A 17962-nucleotide genomic window follows, 5' to 3' on the forward strand; every position below is an offset into this window, starting at 1 on the left:
AGAAAAAGACCCACAGCTTTGCACGCTTCTATATAAATTTATATAGAAACAATGAAATGTGGATCTCTACTTTTCTCCGTCACGTTTATTAACTTGTCTATAATGTTAACCGTTAATGAAAGCGGTGTCAACAGAATTATTTCACATTTTCGTCACTTTTTTTGGTAATGTTTCCATAGTTCACGTTTTGATGTCGTAATTGCTGTCGCACCAGCATTTAAAGCTCTCTCTACATCATCAACAGTACGAATGAAACCACCCGCTAAAATCGGTACACCAGTACGCTCTTTCACTTCAGCGATCACATCCGTTAACGCTCCTGGGAGCACCTCTATATAATCCGGCTTCGTCTTTTCTAAAAGATTGCAACTTTTCTCCATTGCACTCGAATCGATTAAAAAGATACGCTGAATTGCCACAACACCTTTTTGCTTCGCCTTCATAATGACGCTCGCCTTTGTTGAAAGTAACCCGTACGGTCTAAACTCCTGACATAAATACTCCGTCGCATGCCCATCACTCTGCAAGCCATGAATTAAATCCACATGTAAAAATACCTTCTTACAATATTGCTTCGCAAGCGATATAACACTCTTCAATTGACCGACATGAATATCTAAAATAACGATATACTCATACGAACTATGTAATAGCTTTTCCAAATCTTTAATTTGCCTCACTGCCGGCAAAATCTTTTGTTCATGAAATTCCATTCTAAATGTCCCCTTCTTTATGTCGTCCTATCCTTTATAGTACACAATTTAAGTAAAAAGAACAGCTAGTGTAGGGGATTTCTTTCAAATCTTTTTTTACCTATACATATTCTTCAACTTATTAGAAGCAGTGCCACCTATAACCATTAATATGAAAGGTAAAAAACTCATTACATATGGTGCGTCCGCTAAAATTGTAATGCTCGTTCCTGCAAACTTATTTAATGTCCATACAACGATTTTTGTAAGAAACAAAAATACCCCGACCATAAATAAACTATCAAAAAACACCTTCCATTTTGGATACGCTAATTGCTTACTATCTTCAATTACTTTTTGCGTCAACTCTTCATCGCTCCTTAGCAGTTCATCAATCGTAATACCGAACAAATCGCTTAAATGAATAATAATTTCAATGCTCGGATAGTTCTTTCCCGTCTCCCATTTCGAAACAGACTGCCTACTTACATGAATTTTTTCAGCCAAATCACTTTGCGACCAATTTCGTTTTTCTCGTTCTTCTTCTAAGCGTTCACTAAAAATCATACTGTGTTTATCACCTCTCTACATCTAGTATGGACAAATACATGATGTAGAGTAAAGCGAGTTGTCGTTTCGTGTCGGTAAGTCGATATCTTATGTCGAATCGTCGATAAATCGAAAAAATCGTTGATATATTTCAAGTTGTGTTCGATATATTTGAAAAATCGTTGATATATTTCAAAAAATAAAAAAGTGGATAACGACATGTTATCCACGCTCCCATAATTATAATAAAAACGAATCCTTATCACTATCCTGATTCCCCTTCTTATCATTCTCCAGAAAGAAAATCATTTTATTCATTTCCCAACTTATACTAGTATCGATACCATCAAGAAAGATAATGAAATTAGAACGAGCAAAAAACCCTGTAAAATTCATTACAGAGTTTTTTGCCGATTATTTATTGTTTTGCATACCGAATACGAACGTTATCGTCCATATGATAAATTTGTAATGTGTTTCCATCATAGTTTTGTAATTTATACATCATACTATCATTTGTTAGCTTTACTTCTTGACCGTCTTTAACTGCTTTTGTTACCTTTAACGATAATTGGAATGATGGAACATCTACCGCATATGTTCCTGTTAAGTAGTTATCTTTATTCGGATAAGAACCATCCGCATAGGACTCAAATGTCTTATCACCTTTTAGTACTAACGTAGTTTTTATGCCACTACCGTAATCAATACCCCAATTACCAATAATCTCAGTACCATCTTTAATGTTCTTCTGCATGTTCTCATAATTAATTCCTAACTCTTCACTTGTACCAACTGTACCTACAAATACCCCAGTTTTTGCTTGGCTTTTATCTGTTTGAGCCTGACTACCAGTAGTTGAGTTTGCCTGTGTAGAATTACTTGTTGTACTAGTAGATTTTTCTGTGACTGTATCACCTTTTGTTTCGGATCTTAACTTATCGAACGTAGGCTTCCAAATACGTTTTGCTTCCTCTAGTTTTGTATTTGCTCTATTTAAGATTTCTTTATCAGTCTCTATGCTGAATCCTTTATCTTTGAATAACTTCTCTATCTCACCGAATGTTTCTCTTAGTTTATCCGTCGCTCTTTCAATCTCTTTTTGATCTTCTTTATGTTTTGGCGGTGCGGAAATCTTCTCTATTTTATCAAATACTTTATAGATGTCTTTAATACTATCTAATACCTCAGCTTTTGATTTACTTCCGTTTCTCAAATCCCTTACAGAAGCATCATAGTAATCAAATCGTCTTAACATATCCTGTTCAATGTCTAATAAATATTGTGCATAATCTTCATCCAAAACGCGAACCTTTTGAACATCTTTACTTTCTTCTTTCGCATTCGTTGATTTTTCTTTCGTTTCAGAAGCCTTAGATTTACTTGTTTCTTCTGTCTTTTCTTCTTTACTTGCCGAATCTTTTACTGTAACACAACCACTTAATAATAAAGCAACTGGAACTGCAGCAGCTATTAGTTTCTTCACTTTCATACCTCATACCCCTTTAAATCATTTATTCTTAGTTGGTTTTACTACCGATGCTCTTCGCTGCTTCTTCAAACAGTTTTGAACCTTCTTGTGCTTTACTTACTGCTTGATGCATTTTACTCTCGTCTTCTTGATCTAATGCATCAAAGAGAAGTTGAAAACAATCCGCATACAGTTCCATCGATTGCTTTATCTTCGCCTGTTCTCCCTGTAACTCAGGAGGCGCTTGTAAATTCTTCAGTTTCTTCGTTGTTGCCTTTGCTCCACCTAAACTTAGTTGTACTTCACTTTTCTTTTGTTTGTATGATTTTACGTCTGAATCTGCTATTCCTTCAATTAATTTCATTGTATCTTCAATTTGAGTAGCACTGTTTATGATATCTGCCTTATACCTTTCAACATCAGAACCAGTTGAAGAATTAGAAGAGGAACTTTGTTGACTACTTGATGAACTACTGTTTGTACCTTCACCTTTCGCTACAGATAAGCTATCTTCTTTCTTGCTATCAGTTGACTTACTCTCTTTTTCAGAAGCCTTATTCTCTTTCTCTACCTTTTGTGTTTCTTCTTTCTTTGGTTCATCAGCTTTCTTACCATCCGTTTCAATTGTAATACAACCGCTCAATAACATAACTGGTAATGCTAAACTCACTAATTTTTTTGCCTTCATGATTACTACTACCCCTTTAGTTGTAAAATTTAGTGTGAAAAAGTTAATATACTTAATTAATAAATTTTCCCCGAATAATTTATTAGAATCTACTACGAATAGATTTCCTGTATATTCACAATCTTTCCATATATATCATTTTACAAAGAATTACATATTTGGTCAAAGGGATTTATGTAGTTTTTAAAGAAACATTTCTACGCGAAAAAAGAAGCTAACAATAAATTGTTAACTTCTCAACTTAAGGGAAAATAATATCTTTCCTTACCTTCTAATATCTAGGTTGTGATTGAATATTTGTAAGATGAACATCATACATATCAATGATTTCAAGAAATCTATCAGCTTCACGGAAGACATGGTCTGCCAATAATGGGTGGATGATACTCTTTATTTTACATTGCTCAATTAAATCACGTGCTGTTTTCTTAAAGTCCCGAAGAGATGCAACCGACACACGATTTTGATCTAAAAATTGATCTAGAAGAGGGACAGTTTGGGATTGTGGTTTCATTGATTCTAAGTCAATTGCTTGATACATTAATGCATCAAAATCATTGCTAAAATTTCGCGCTGTATCTACAAGCTTTCTTTCCGATGGATCAAGAAGATGGCCAATAAATTTAGCATGGTCTGCCATAATCCTCAAAAAGAAAACATTTTCTTTAATAATAGCATCAGGAAGAGCATCTAATTTTCCTTCATTTAATTCCATTAAACGTTTTCTAAAATAATCAGCTTCCCTACTCGTATGGTCAACTAACAGTGGAAAGTTATTTTGTCCTGGCAATTTACATGTGAGAATCAATCCTAAAATTTTCCGTTTAAACCCCCAAATATTAGTTGCGGCTTGTTGTACTTCTGCATTAAATCTTTTGATTTGCTCAGGATCTGTTTCATTTGTGTAGGAATGCGCTATTTGTTCAATATGTTCAAACAATCGATAAAATTGATTCGCCTCTTCAATTAATTGCGTATCCTCGCATCTAAACCCTAAGCGAAGAAAAAGAGAATGCTCCTTCATGATTCTAGACCAAAAACGAATTTCATTTAATGAACGCTCAACAAACATTACAGATGTAACACCTGTATCCGGATGTAATGGAGTTTCATCCCTATGCATTGTTAATCCCCCCCAGTAAAATACCCCGCTAGTTCCATTCTTATGAAGAAACATATATATAAATGCCCTCAATAAAAGTTCATAATGAATTTCGTATACATGCTTCCCAACAAAGAAAAAGGCTACCACCTAGATGTAAACTTCTACTAGATAATAGCCTTTCAACATTTCTATTAAAGCAATACAGAATCTTTATCACTATCCTGATTACGTTTCTCGCGCTCTTCTGCTAAGCGCTTCATGTACACTTCGCCTTCTTTTTCAATAAACTCATTATCCATCTCTTGCTCTTTTTTTGAAGTATATAAAACCATGTAGCCACTTAATACGATCCCAACGATTACAAGATACACCCACCATGGTAAAGTTTCCACTCTACTTCATTCCTTTCCTTAGACAAGCCTTATTAGTTTCACTGTATGAGGAAAGAAGTACATTTATGCTTAAAATTTTATCATTGTGGATTCTTCGCGAAGAACGCTTGTACATATTCCATAAACTCGATTGGTTCCTGACGAAACGGTGCGTGGTATCCTTTTTCAATAATATGAAACGTACTATTCGCAAATAGCCCATGATACAGTTCACCATTTTTCCAAGAAACGCTCTTATCGTGTCGTCCCCATAAAATTAAAGTTGGCACCTTAATTTTATCGGCTTCCATCGCAATGCGGCGCTCTCTCATTTTCGTCAGCTGATCATAATGCTCTTTATCATCACGACTATTTTTCACTTCATTTTTATTGTAATCCGTAATCTCTGTTACAGTTTGTAAGTCTGTCGATAGCGGCGGCACTTCATAACTTTCTTTTTGCTGGAAAGATTCAATTCCTGTAGAGTCTGCTAAAATGAGATGCGTCACTGCGTCCGGATATAAATACGCTAAATTGAGGGACATCTCTCCGCCCATTGAATGACCGAGCACCGCAAACTGATCGTATCCGAGCTTCTTCATTAACTTATAATATAAATTCACTTGCGCAGGAAACGAATACTCAAAATCAATTGGCTTAGAAGAACGTCCAAACCCTAAAATATCCACTGCAATAATCGTGTGGTCCCGCGCTAGTTCCGGATAAATATCACTAAATCCATCTGAAGAACCACCAAACCCGTGCAGCATAAGTAAAGGAGGCTTCCCCTCACCAATTTTCTTAAAATAAATCGTCTGCCCGTCAATTTGCGCCATACTCTCTTTCGTATGCAGCTTCATCATAACAGTATCTTTCACTTCTCCAACCTTCGCAATCGGCTTATCAACGAAGTTACATACGATAAGCAAAACGAGCACAATACCGCTAATCAAATAAAACTTAAACCGTTTCAACATTCCCGTCTCCTTTCTCTTGTTGCTATTTAAAGTTTTTACATTATTTGGTTGTTTTATAATTATTTTTAATTGTAACTAAAACAGTTACAATTTCACTAAAAAAATATAACTCATTTCTATTACTAATGGTTATTTTGTAACTATTATAGTTACACATTTAAAGTAAGTCAATTCTTTTCTCTACATGGTCTAAAAATAGAAAAAGGGACTTCATGTTGAAGTCCCTTTCTTTGTTATTATAGTTGGCTTACTCCGCCGCCATCGCCTCTATTATCTACTGGTGCTCCGCCATCTCCTTTATTGAAGTTGGCTGGCGCTCCTCCATCGCCTCTATTATCTGCTGGTGCTCCGCCTGTTTCACCTATGTTAACGTAGTCTGGTCTTGCTGGCGCTCCACCCGTGTCTCCTCTATTAAAACTAGCATAGTCTGGTTTTACTGGTGCCCCACCAGTATCTCCTTTATTAAAACTAACATAGTCTGGTCTTGCTGGTGCTGGAACATCACCGTGCTCCGCTTGTTGTACAAAAGAACTATTTAAACCGACAGATACAATACCAACTAACACTATACCAGTTACAGCCATACCAATTTTTTTAAACATTATTTTAATGCTCCTCTCTCTATCTTCTTCTCTTTTGCCTGTAATGCTTTGTAAAAATAATCACTTGCTTTCATGTAATTAGCATCCTCACGAAACTTTATTGCAAGTTTTTCAACATATTCCTGAGTGTAACTATATAAAGATTCTTTATCAAAATAAGTAATTCCTTTAAGAATAATTTGCTCTAATTCTTTAATAGGAACATTACCATTTACTGCTTTTAAAATACTAAAATGATGTATATACTCTTCATTTTCTAACTCCATACAAATATTTAATCCTCTATCAATTAATTCTTCAGCAATGTTTGTTTCTCCCAGTTTAAAATGTTCCCTAGCTTGTAGGAAAATCGCTTTGAAATGTGCTGGGAATTTCTCTGTTACTTCTGAAAGATGTCGAATAGCTAGTGCAGAAAGGTTTTGACTTGCGTATAGCCAGCCTAAATTATGACGTACCCTTAAAAGCAATATAGCGTTATCCTGTTTTTGTAGAATATCTATCGCTGAATTTAAACACTCTTCTGCTTGTTCATATTGCTTTATTTGTATGGCAGTTAGTCCTAAAAGATTCTGAGATAAAGCAATATTCATATCTTGTCCTGCTTGTTTTGAAAAAATTTCTTTAGCTTTATTTACATATTTTATTGTATTCATTGGTTGCCTTGTATTGTAGAAAAATGCAGAAAGACGATAACAGAATTCCCCATATTCTAATTCATCAGGGATATATTTTATTAGTGTTTTGGCCTTCTCATAACATCTACTTGCATCATTGTAATTTGATATTAGAGTTGCATGCATTGCCTTAAAAAAATAATAGTAATATGACAAACGATTTTCAGACGTTTTATAAATTTCATCAATTTTATCAAAACTATTTTTAGTAATTTGTAAACCATCCGCCAGCACTTTATATCTAAAATCTAATAAAGAGTAATATAGCCACAAATCCCCATCCTCTTTTACATTAGAAAATTCACTCTCAATCTCTTCCTTCATCTCCGTTGCTTTCTCTATATTTTGCTGCAACATTACACGATACCAATCATCTAAAGAATGTTTCATTTGCTCCCTTGTTACTACATCTGCTCCCATACACTCGCATCCCCTTTTCTCCAAAATTACAAAATTAGGATATTTATAGAATTATCAAAATTGTATAGTATCACCTCTTTTCTATGTATTGAAAAATAATTATCAGAAAATTAAATATTTTAATTAACTATACCAAAGTTTTCCTTTTCGATAACTTGAGAAAGAGTTGTCAGAAAACTTAATAGAACAAATAAAAAAGCAAGCAATTCCAGCTATCAGCTAAAACTACTTGCTCTCCTACTTATTATCTCTACTTTTACTCTTTAATAAATTCCTTCGTGCTTCTTACTGTATCAATTGGACGAACTAATTTTTCGATTTCTTCACGTTTTGGCTCTAGGAATGGAGGTAAAGATAATTTTTCGCCAAGTGTTTCGTATGGCTCATCTCCCATAAATCCTGGGCCGTCTGTTGCAAATTCAAATAAGATTTGTGGTGCAACTCTTGCGTATAATGACTCGAAGAAGTGACGGTCTACATAACCAGATGAAGGAAGCCCTACGCTACTGATTCTCTCAATCCATTCTTCTAATACAGCGCGATCTTCTACGCGGAATGCAGCATGGTGCACTGTACCAAAACCTTGTCGTGCTTCTGGAAGAACTGTATTATGTTCTACAATGACAGAAGCACCGTTTCCGCCTTCGTTTACTTCAAATAAATAGAATTCTCCTTCTTGCGCAACCTCTTTAAATAATAGAACTTTTTCTAACACTTCTTTGAAGAAACTAAAGTTCGCAATGCGGATAAATACAGGTCCTAAGCCAGTAATTGCATATTCTAATGGAACTGGACCTTTTTGCCATGGTGTACCTGATTCGATTCCTTTATCAAGTTCATCTGAGATTAATTGATAATGTTGGTCATCAAAATCAACGAAAGAAAGAGTTTTCTTACCGAATTGTTCTTTAATTCCTGTATGTTCCACTTCCAGACGGTCAAAACGTTTTACCCAATATTCTAATGCTGCATCAGTTGGCACGCGGAATGAAGTTTTTGAAATTTCATTTGTACCGTGTACTCCTTTTGGAATACCTGGGAAGTCAAAGAATGTCATATCTGTTCCTGCACTACCTTTATCATCTGCAAAGAATAAATGATATGTTTGAATGTCATCTTGGTTTACTGTTTTTTTAACTAAACGCATTCCTAAAACGTGAGTGAAAAACTCATAGTTTTTTTCTGCACTACTTGTAATTGCTGTAACGTGGTGAATTCCTTTTAATTGGTTCATTTTATATTCCTCCAATGGTTTTAAAATTTATGTTTTCTCTTCTATTACTTCTCTTCAATAGGTGCTAAATTCGCTTCAATCTCTGCACGCTGATCTTCTAGGAACGGTGGTAAATCAAGTTTTTCTCCTAAATGTTCCACATCTCCATCAACTGTAAATCCTGGTCCATCTGTCGCAATTTCAAATAGGATTCCGTTTGATTCGCGGAAATATAAGCTTTTAAAATAGAAACGGTCGATGATTCCTGAAGACTGGAAGCCTCTTTGTATCACCTGTTCTTCCCAATAAGCAAGCTCTGCATCATTTTTCACACGAATTGCTAAATGGTGAATGCTACCGCGGCCCGGTTTTTCAGTAGGACCATCTAAATATTTCACAACGATTTCTCCAAAAGCCTCGCCTTTAATGGACTGAAAAATCGCTTCCTCTTCGCTGCGGCTAACCTCTGTATAACTAAACATCTCTGTAAGTGTACTCGCCATTTTATCAAGTCTACGAACTGTCATTTCCACAGAACCCATTCCTTGAATTTGATGCTCTGCAGGAACTTCTGATTTCTCCCAAGTTTCCCAGTGCTCTACTTTTTCTCCGTTTGAAACGAGTAATACTAAGCGAAGACCTTCAGCATCCTCAAATTGCAAAGCAGGACGATTTGCATATGTTGTTATTTCACTATGTTTCACATCAAATGTCTCAAATCGTTCTTTCCAGTAATGCAAGCTATCCTCTGAAGGAACGAGTAACCCAATTCGAGTAATGGCATTCGTACCGCGATATGTTTTTCCTACTAAAGGAATTTCAAAAAACGTTAATTCCGTACCTGGACTTCCTGTTTTATCTCCATAAAATAAGTGATACATTGATGGATCATCTTGGTTCACTGTCATTTTCACGCGACGTAAACCAAGTACATTTTTATAAAAATGATTATTTTTATTTGCATTTTTCGTAACCATCGAAATGTGATGATGCCCTTTAATCTCATACATTGTTTATTCCTCCGTTTCGTTTTACTAGTCAAGTGATAACTAAAAAAATAACATTTCCCACAACTAATATGGTTTTTAACGTTTCAATTTATTCTTCATTATGTTTTTGTAAATTCATCTTAGTTTTTACTGCATAACTTACTTTGTTTTTTATCGAAAGCAACTGAGTGTATGTTTTTCATATGACTCAATCGCTTTCGTTACTATCACTTTACACCTCAAGTGATTAAAAAGCAAGAGAAAAATCTCGAATTTGAGATATTTTTTTGTTAAATAACATTTTAGGATAAAGAATCGTTAATTGCTATATTTTTTTAAAGCGGTTATTTACATATTTACGATAATAAAATCACTTCATTTCAATTTCAAAAACACAATAGCCTATAATCAGTGCCGGATGTCCCACACTGATTATAGTTTCGTTTTATATATTCCAAAAATCACTATTTATATCACTATTATATTTATAATCAACCTTTTCTTTACCACACTTTTCGCACTTATAAAAATTAGCTGTGCCCATCTGACCTGTTTTAAAGTTTTCACTATCCAGAGTTTTAATAAATTTATATTTGTGTATACATTTAGGTTCTTTTACTTTATTCAGCCATTTGTCTAACATAAAGTGATCACTCCCCCTTTAAAGAATCTTCCTAATACACCTATACATTTAGAGTAACCTACAAAAGATTTCCAATCAATGGGCACTCGCTCTTACCTTCTTTGCATCACATCGTATGCAATTTTTTGTTAAAGATTTTTACTTTATTGTAAACAGATTCTCAACCATTAGCTTTACACCGGCTAATTCAACATTAATTTCCTATAGTTTCTTCTCTTATCGGGCAATAAAAAATGGTGTGAAAACTTAATTTCACACCATTTTTTATAACCATATTGGCATTCCATATTTAAAAAAGCGATTTTAATTATGAAACGTCGGCTTATAGAACGAACGATTATCAAGAGCAAAGACACGCTCTGTGTATTCGCCTGGTTTTGTGCGTCCTAATGCGCGGTCCATCATGTTCATTTTTGCATCTAAGTTGTCGATGTAATGCAGAATTTCTGCTTCTTTTACTAATGGTGGTTTTGGGCTACCCCATTCTGCTTTTCCGTGGTGAGAAAGCACGATGTGTTGAAGAATTAATACTTCTTCTGCATCGATTTGCAGCTCGTCTGCTGCTTTACCAATTTCGTTCACCATAATCGAAATGTGTCCTAATAAATTTCCTTCTAACGTATACGTTGTAGAAATTGGGCCAGACAACTCGATTACTTTACCAAGGTCATGTAAAATAACGCCTGCATATAGTAAGTCTTTATCTAATGATGGATATAGATTTGAGATAGCTTTCGCTAAATCAAGCATCGATACGACGTGATAAGCTAGTCCAGATACGAACTCGTGATGGTTCTTCGTCGCTGCTGGATAGTCTAAAAATTCGTTTTGATGCTTATTTAATAAATGTCTTGTTAGACGTTGAATGTTCGGGTTTCTCATTTCAAATATGTATTGCGTAATTTTCTCAACCATATCTTCTTTTTTCACTGGTGCTTTTTCTACGAAATCTGAGATATCCGTAACTTCATTTTCATTCGCAACACGAATTTGTTTCACACGTAATTGAATACGGCCTTTGTAGTTTAGAATGTCACCAGCCACTTTCACGATTGTTTCCGCTACATATTGTTTCTCAACTTCTGGTGATACATCCCACAATTTCGCTTCAATATCTCCACTTGGATCTTGTAAGATTACTGTTAAAAATGGCTTTCCATTGCTTGCGATACCTTTTGTCGCTGTTTTAATTAACAAGAAAACATCGACTTGTTCACCAACTTCATATTCTGCAATTTTCTTTTTCATTCGAATTCCTCCACCAAATCAGTTACTTTTAGTATAGCACACTACAACTCATTTTCTTTACGCATATGCGTTAATTTTATAATCTGTTTTTCTGTAAAATACGCGAGTAAATGCGCATGACATGTAAAGAAGATCACTTGTCTATCCTTTGCAATTTCCTTTATAAGTTTAATCGTCCGATTCGTCCTTACCGCATCAAAGTGCACGAAACTGTCATCAATAATAAATGGATAATCATGCTCAAATGTTTTTGCTAATGCAAATCTCAGCGATAAATACAACTGCTCAGCTGTCGCTTGGCTTAGTTCATGACTATAAAAACGCATACCGTCGTTACGCTCAACGATGAACGGCTCCGCCTCTGACGGTGAAAAGATTTTACTATATCGTCCGCCGGTTAAATAGACGAAATACTCTTCTGATTTTTGTAAAATACGAGGAAGATGTACTTCATGATAATATTGCTTCGTTTTCGTCAACACTGTCTTTGCAGCCGCATACGCAGCCCACTTCTTCACTTGTTCACGCACTTGCGCTTTTTTCATTTCCCATTCATGCATTAAATCACCGTACGTACTACCTTCTTCTAAATTCGCAATTTCCATACGATGCTGTGCAATACGCTCTGTCAGTTCTTTTTCTTGTGCCAGACAGTTTTGCGCGGCTGTCAGTTCTTGCTTTAATTTTTCATCATAACCGTCAGCTTCATAATGTTCAGCTAATGATAAACTCGTTAAACGTTGTTCTAACAGATCAATTTGCGGCAATAAACGTCCTACTTGCTTCTCCGCATCTTCACGTTTTTCCGCTAGTTTACCTGCTTCTAAAAACATCTCTTCATTTGTAGCCTCTGCAATATGCCATAAACTGTCTCGTTCTACTAGTAATTGCTTTAATTGTTCTTGCATAAACTCATATTCTTCTTGCCATTCCGTCAGTTTTTCTTTTAACTGCTTACAAGTTTGGCGTTTTTCTTTCTCATTTTGCATACGACTTTGTGCCTCGTGCAGCTTACTATACTCCGCGCTACCGATAACAGTTTCTAGTTTATGTTCAAATTGTGAAATCATTTCATATAATGAAGATTTTCGCTTGCCTTGCTTCTCTAATTCATGATATAATTGCTGCATTTTTTCCATACGCTCAAACGCCGGCAATATGTGCGCATACGTATAAAATTCAGGGAACGTATAACGCTTTTTATACACATTGACTTGTTCGCTCATGCGGAACGTTTCTCTCTCCCATTCCTCATACGATGAAACGACTTTATCATACGCTCGCTCCATTTGCTGCAATTTATACGACTCACGCTCAAATAACTTCCGAATCTCTTCATCTTTTTCTAACTCATAGCGTACAGACATCGCTTCTTCACTTTGTCTCCCGCCAGCACTTTGCTGAAGAGTAAGGAGCTCTTCTTGTAATCCACTTGACGGATCTTTATATAAAACAAGAGCAAGAACAATCCCTACAAAAACAATGACACTAATAAATAAGAGCGGGCGGTTATCTATAAATAAGCTCGTGAATAACACGCATGTGTTAATAAGAAGTAACAGAAGACAAACTCTTTGCCACTGCTTTTTCTTTTGCATAGCCGCTCCTGCTTTTTCCTCATACTTGCGCTTCATTCTCTCAGCGCCCATACCGATAAACGCCGCATCTTGGAACGACTTTTCTTTCTCGGCTAACGCACTTCGCTCTTCATCCGCTAACATTTGCTTCTGAATCTGTCTTATATTTTCTTCTTGTTCTTCTAATTGCTCTTGCGCTACTTTAAAACGATCATCAAGCTGCGCTTTTTGCGTTTCTAATTCGCGTGCCTTTTGCACAGTTTGCGTAATTAACTCTTTCGTTGCCAAACTCATATCAAAGGAAAGAACTGTTTCTTCTTCAAAAGTAGTGCCGATTTGTTGCTCGAGTTCTGCAAGCTCTTCTTTTATATTCGTAATCGCTCCTGTTATATCACGCATTTCTTGACGTGCATTTTCATACGACATATGCTGCATACGAAGTTCTTCTACATAACTTTCTTTTTGTAAAAACTCTTCGTCTATTTGAATCGATTCCATTTCCAATTGCACTGTCTCTATTTTTTTATGGAGCGAATCAACTTGCAACTGGAGCGGCTCCATCTTTGCCTTAATTGCTTCATAACGCGCCATCCCGTTTACAGGAAACTGCCCATTCTCGTTTTCTAACACTTTCTCATACGCACGCTTTTCAATAACGAGAGGTTCAAGTGCTGCTAATATTTCATAATCTTGCTTTCGTTTTTCTGCATTCTCTTTTTCCACTCGAACAGAAGCAAGTTTCTCTTCACTTTCTTTTAACTGTTCGACCTGTTTTTCATACGTGCCAATTTTTCCTTGCCACTCTTTCATCTTCTCTTCCAGTTTCTTCATCTCTTGCAGTGACACGTTAATTTCCGGTTTACGCCCGCTCGGTTTAAAGCGCTGATCCATTTCTTTTTCTAGCTTTTTATCTAGCTGTAATAACGCATCACTTCCGACTGCGCTTGCTGAAAATAAATAATTACCGATATCCGCTTCACCAAGCTGATGAATATTTTGAAGACCGTGCATATCAAATGAAAAGACAGATTCAAATAAGCTCTCATTCATCCCGCTTAATATATCGCGTAAAATTTCCTCGCCGCCCGTTTTCCCGTCTTCAAAATAAACGGTTACTTCACCCGCTGCCGTCTTTGGCAATCGTTCAATTTTCAAACGGCCGTATTTCTCTGTTTGTACAGTAATTGCTCCGCCATACTTCCCGCCTTCTTTCGGTTCATAACGGCGCTGTCCTCTCGTCGGAAAACCGAATAAAATACTTTTCATAAACGAGCGAATTGTTGATTTCCCTGCTTCATTTTCACCGTATAACACCGTCAGCATTGAAAGGTCCATTTCCACATTTTCTAATTTTCCGTACCCATAAATATGGAGTTTTTCCATTCTCATTTTTTATCCCTCTCTTGCTGGAATAATTGTTCTAAAATAATATTTTCCGCTTCCTTTTGAATCTCTTTCTTCTCTTCTTCTGTAAAAGATTCAATGCTATTACGCGCTACAGGAGATGTCCAAATGGTGCGCAACACGCCGTCCATATTTGTGAAAGCTTCTAACTCCTTTAGCACACTACCGACGAAATGATTTTCTTCTTTCAAACGTTCGATTTCCGCAAAAGAGACCGTCTCATTTTTCCACTTCATCGCATACACGAAATCTTTTCGCTCTTCGCCAGCTGCTAAAATATGAAAAATTTCTTCAACACGTTTTTCATCACGCAAATAAGGAGAAAGTGGTCCCTGCCCTGTAAATACGGCAGTTAAAAGCGTCCCTTCCTCTTCTCTTCGACATTCATTCATCGCTGTTGACACTGCTGTCATAAGATCATCAACAGTTTCAAGTCCATCAATATTCACTTCTATCTCATCCCACACAACATCAGCCGTATGGAAAAATGAACATTGCGTTCCTTGTTTCGTAAGTTCAATCAGGTACGCACCCTTTTCCCCTGTTTCCTTACGATGACGCCCTTGTATATTACCTGGATAAATCATATACGGCTCTTCTGATAAAATTTCACGTTTATGTATATGGCCAAGAGCCCAATAATCAAACTGCTTTTCTTTCAGCTCACGAATTTGAAACGGCGCATAGCGATTATGCTCTGCATCCCCTTCCACACTTCCGTGAAGCATGCCAATATGAAAAGGCGCATCACTCATTTTCGTATACTGCGCTGTCATATTATCCGTTACCGCTTGCTGCAAATAACTAAATCCGTAAATAGAAGCTAACAACTCACCATTTTTATAAAATGATTTCTCTTCTACGTAAGGCTCCGTAAACACGTGAACATTTTCCGGAAATTCAATTGCTGCCCAGCTTCCCCCTAAATGATCGTGGTTACCGTGAATAATAAAAACAGGGATATCGTACTGCGAAAGTCTCTTCATTTGCTCGCGCACAAACACTTGCGCCCTCAAACTTCTCGTCTCCGCATCATACAAATCCCCGGCTAGTAATACGAAATCAACGCGCTCTTGAATCGCTTTATCAACAATACGCTCGAACGATTCAAACGTACTTTGCTTCATTCTCTCCCAAACAGACTGCGGTACATTCATCTCCATTCCTTTAAACGGACTATCTAAATGCAAATCAGCCGCATGTATAAACTTTACTTGTTTCACAAATAACGATCCTTTCTTTTTCCGTACTTTACTACGAATAGTAAATCTAGTGCTCATAAAACTTTCTCTCTATTTTACCACGCAATGTCATATATTTCTTTGCATATTCTAGTGATTTATGCCAAAATAGTTATAAGATTCTGATTTTTATTATTGGAGGGAATTTTCATGGGAGTATACGTTCTAACAGTCTTTGAAAAAGATGGTTCTAAAGCATTAGACGAATCATTCGAGGCGGCAACTGAAAAAGAAGCGAAAGCAAAAGGTGAATCTATTTTACGAGAAAAAGGATTGTATGAAAAAACACATCGCTGCACATCTACTGCAGGTAAGCTCGTTTTATTCCAGCGCTAAAAAAAAGAAGCGTCATCCGCTTCTTTTTCACTCTACTATATCTTCGTCACACCACGTAAACACCACATCTAGAATGCGATTACCGATACGTACGCGTTTATTCCATTTTCCTGTTTGGATCTGATGTTGCAATTCTGCTTTCATCTTTTCCGTCCAGTCGTGAATCGTTTCACTACCGTCGTACGGATATACGCCCTGAAACTCTTTCTGCAGTAGATGCAAGCTCTCTGCATCAAAATGAAAATGGAAGAAGTAGTTTGCTGTAAGCGATGGTTCTTGCAATCGTAAAAACTGATCATCAATTTGCTTTCTATTTCTATAGAAAGTAAAGATATTCACTTTACCGCTCGTAATTTGGTCAATTTGAATTTCGTGCTTCTCTATAATCACGTCTTGTCCACCTCGTTATATACTATCTTTAGTATATATGTCTTTTGCAACAAAGTTAACCATTTTCGCGCGAAATTCATTTCCTTCATTATATTACCTGTACCTCCATATGCAATCAGAACAAATAAAAACAAAGTTGAAGGGGAGCGATCACATGTATTTCGGAAGCAAAGGTTGGTATGTAAAAGAACTTAAAAAATTAGGTATCCGTACTTATGAAGGTAAAAAACTAGAATCGTATCGTACGCATGTGTTATCTAGTTTACTTGAGAGAATGAAGAGAGCTTCGGCTTAATAGATGTAGGAAGCAACTACGGTTGCTTCCTTTTTCATGCAAAGACTATAACTTTTGTTTGCAAATTCTTATCTTTTTTCAAAAAATTTTGTATAAAATCCTGATCTAAAGTTATAAAGTAATCACATTTATTTCTAGCTATTGCTAAATGCATTGCATCGTAGGCCTCTAATTGATAAAGCTTCATATACTGAGCTGCAGCATCTATAGCCTTCTTATCAGAAGAAATATATTCAACCTTAATTTTGAAGTGATTTTCCATACTATACAGAAATTCCTCGAAGGTTTGAACAACGTTTGTATAATACGCTGTTAATCCACTTCTTCTTTTAGCATGCCTTTTTCCTACCTTTAGTAATTCTTTAGTATAAACCTCTTTACTTTCATCTTCAGATTCTGCCCTTACTTTAATAATATATTGATAGATTTCATATAAATTACATGCCGCTTCTATAGAAACAATATCTCTTCTATCATCTTCACTCAAACACCCTATTCCTTTAGATTTTATATTTTCCATATTCTCTATATAGATTTTCAATGCTCGCTCAATTTTATTTTTCATAAGAATACCTACTACTTCTGTAAAAGTATGTGAGCTAATCCCCATTTCTATTTCTTTCTCCGTCCATGCGTTAATTAAATTAGCTACCTTATCAGAACGAGTATCATCTTCATCTAAAAATGCCAAAATAAAACAAGCATCTACATAAATCGATGCTTGTTGAATACTTAAAACAGCACCCTCACCTTGAACGAAATTAGTTACCATTTATATTTCTCCCTTATCTTTCTTCTTTATAAATATCTACTAAATTTTTACTACCTGCTGTACGAGTTCCGATCATTTTGCGTAAATCTTGAGCATCTTTTGGGCGACGAGTTACTAATTTCTCTGTTTCTTTTGTTTCTAACGGTTGCATATCAGTCACTACTTGACTCATATCTATTACCCCCAATTCATCTTCTTTTTCATTTAAATTTAAAGACTGCCCTAACTTTCGACATCTGTCCATGCTTTTCCTCCTTGTCCAAATTAAAATTGTTACATACATTTTTGACAGAAAAAAGCTCTAC

The 17962-nt window shown here is 35.9% G+C and carries 20 protein-coding genes; 2 read left to right on the forward strand and 18 right to left on the reverse strand.

Annotated features, from left to right (window positions below; genetic code table 11):
• Positions 1-152: 152 nt before the first annotated feature.
• The 15 genes from glpP to QCI47_RS22815 all read right to left on the reverse strand — a co-directional run bounded on the left by glpP (position 153) and on the right by QCI47_RS22815 (position 15846).
• The gene (glpP, locus tag QCI47_RS22745; protein WP_000394287.1) at positions 153-713 is read right to left on the reverse strand and encodes a glycerol uptake operon antiterminator GlpP; all 561 of its coding nucleotides are present in this window, start codon (positions 711-713) and stop codon (positions 153-155) included.
• A 96-nt stretch (positions 714-809) separates the two neighbouring features.
• Positions 810-1259, reverse strand: coding sequence for a helix-turn-helix domain-containing protein (locus QCI47_RS22750; protein WP_071741424.1), 450 nt, complete (start codon positions 1257-1259; stop codon positions 810-812).
• 400 nt (positions 1260-1659) lie between these two features.
• Positions 1660-2733: a DUF3994 domain-containing protein gene (locus QCI47_RS22755; protein ID WP_309422059.1), complete on the reverse strand. Its 1074-nt coding sequence runs from the start codon at positions 2731-2733 to the stop codon at positions 1660-1662.
• 28 nt (positions 2734-2761) lie between these two features.
• Positions 2762-3400 (reverse strand): DUF7018 domain-containing (lipo)protein, encoded by a 639-nt coding sequence (locus QCI47_RS22760; RefSeq protein WP_000644826.1) that lies wholly within the window; start codon positions 3398-3400, stop codon positions 2762-2764.
• A 271-nt stretch (positions 3401-3671) separates the two neighbouring features.
• Positions 3672-4523, reverse strand: a complete 852-nt coding sequence (locus QCI47_RS22765; RefSeq protein WP_000554476.1) for a DUF2935 domain-containing protein — start codon at positions 4521-4523, stop codon at positions 3672-3674.
• A 173-nt stretch (positions 4524-4696) separates the two neighbouring features.
• On the reverse strand, positions 4697-4897 hold the full coding sequence (locus QCI47_RS22770) for a sporulation YhaL family protein (RefSeq protein ID WP_000449227.1): 201 nt from the start codon (positions 4895-4897) through the stop codon (positions 4697-4699).
• Between the two features lie 80 nt (positions 4898-4977).
• Complete coding sequence (locus QCI47_RS22775) at positions 4978-5850, reverse strand: alpha/beta fold hydrolase (protein ID WP_116777215.1); 873 nt, start codon at positions 5848-5850, stop codon at positions 4978-4980.
• A gap of 239 nt (positions 5851-6089) precedes the next feature.
• Complete coding sequence (locus tag QCI47_RS22780; RefSeq protein WP_061185158.1) at positions 6090-6455, reverse strand: Phr family secreted Rap phosphatase inhibitor; 366 nt, start codon at positions 6453-6455, stop codon at positions 6090-6092.
• Positions 6455-7549 carry a response regulator aspartate phosphatase gene (locus tag QCI47_RS22785; protein ID WP_071741428.1) on the reverse strand — a complete coding sequence of 365 codons (1095 nt, stop codon included), beginning with the start codon at positions 7547-7549 and terminating at the stop codon, positions 6455-6457. The genes QCI47_RS22780 and QCI47_RS22785 overlap by 1 nt, the downstream gene beginning before the upstream one ends.
• A gap of 256 nt (positions 7550-7805) precedes the next feature.
• On the reverse strand, positions 7806-8783 hold the full coding sequence (locus tag QCI47_RS22790; protein WP_001072547.1) for a ring-cleaving dioxygenase: 978 nt from the start codon (positions 8781-8783) through the stop codon (positions 7806-7808).
• Between the two features lie 44 nt (positions 8784-8827).
• The gene (locus QCI47_RS22795) at positions 8828-9772 is read right to left on the reverse strand and encodes a ring-cleaving dioxygenase (RefSeq protein ID WP_000272997.1); all 945 of its coding nucleotides are present in this window, start codon (positions 9770-9772) and stop codon (positions 8828-8830) included.
• Positions 9773-10196: 424 nt separating this feature from the next.
• Positions 10197-10394: a hypothetical protein gene (locus QCI47_RS22800; RefSeq protein WP_000884893.1), complete on the reverse strand. Its 198-nt coding sequence runs from the start codon at positions 10392-10394 to the stop codon at positions 10197-10199.
• A gap of 303 nt (positions 10395-10697) precedes the next feature.
• Positions 10698-11642: a 3'-5' exoribonuclease YhaM gene (gene yhaM, locus QCI47_RS22805; RefSeq protein ID WP_001970601.1), complete on the reverse strand. Its 945-nt coding sequence runs from the start codon at positions 11640-11642 to the stop codon at positions 10698-10700.
• A gap of 41 nt (positions 11643-11683) precedes the next feature.
• Entirely contained in the window at positions 11684-14608 is a 2925-nt protein-coding gene (locus tag QCI47_RS22810) for an ATP-binding protein (protein ID WP_353811957.1), read from the reverse strand.
• Complete coding sequence (locus QCI47_RS22815) at positions 14605-15846, reverse strand: metallophosphoesterase family protein (RefSeq protein WP_309422153.1); 1242 nt, start codon at positions 15844-15846, stop codon at positions 14605-14607. Before QCI47_RS22815 ends, QCI47_RS22810 begins: the two co-directional genes overlap by 4 nt.
• Before the next feature lie 168 nt (positions 15847-16014).
• Between QCI47_RS22815 and QCI47_RS22820 the strand changes: the two genes are divergently transcribed.
• Positions 16015-16200 carry a YhzD family protein gene (locus QCI47_RS22820; RefSeq protein ID WP_000539554.1) on the forward strand — a complete coding sequence of 62 codons (186 nt, stop codon included), beginning with the start codon at positions 16015-16017 and terminating at the stop codon, positions 16198-16200.
• Positions 16201-16227: 27 nt separating this feature from the next.
• Here QCI47_RS22820 and QCI47_RS22825 read toward each other — a convergent pair whose 3' ends face one another.
• A complete protein-coding gene (locus QCI47_RS22825; protein WP_000582794.1) occupies positions 16228-16590 on the reverse strand; it encodes a hypothetical protein in 363 nt (120 codons plus the stop codon).
• A 154-nt stretch (positions 16591-16744) separates the two neighbouring features.
• Here QCI47_RS22825 and QCI47_RS22830 point away from each other — a divergent pair, with 154 nt between their 5' ends.
• Complete coding sequence (locus tag QCI47_RS22830; RefSeq protein ID WP_000273537.1) at positions 16745-16885, forward strand: YflJ family protein; 141 nt, start codon at positions 16745-16747, stop codon at positions 16883-16885.
• A 34-nt stretch (positions 16886-16919) separates the two neighbouring features.
• Here QCI47_RS22830 and QCI47_RS22835 read toward each other — a convergent pair whose 3' ends face one another.
• Positions 16920-17657, reverse strand: coding sequence for a type II toxin-antitoxin system VapC family toxin (locus tag QCI47_RS22835; RefSeq protein ID WP_163072787.1), 738 nt, complete (start codon positions 17655-17657; stop codon positions 16920-16922).
• A gap of 13 nt (positions 17658-17670) precedes the next feature.
• Positions 17671-17901, reverse strand: a complete 231-nt coding sequence (locus tag QCI47_RS22840) for a hypothetical protein (RefSeq protein ID WP_000373322.1) — start codon at positions 17899-17901, stop codon at positions 17671-17673.
• Positions 17902-17962 lie beyond the last annotated feature (61 nt).

The organism is Bacillus cereus group sp. RP29 (assembly GCF_040459765.1).
In the GTDB taxonomy this organism is placed as follows: domain Bacteria; phylum Bacillota; class Bacilli; order Bacillales; family Bacillaceae_G; genus Bacillus_A; species Bacillus_A paranthracis.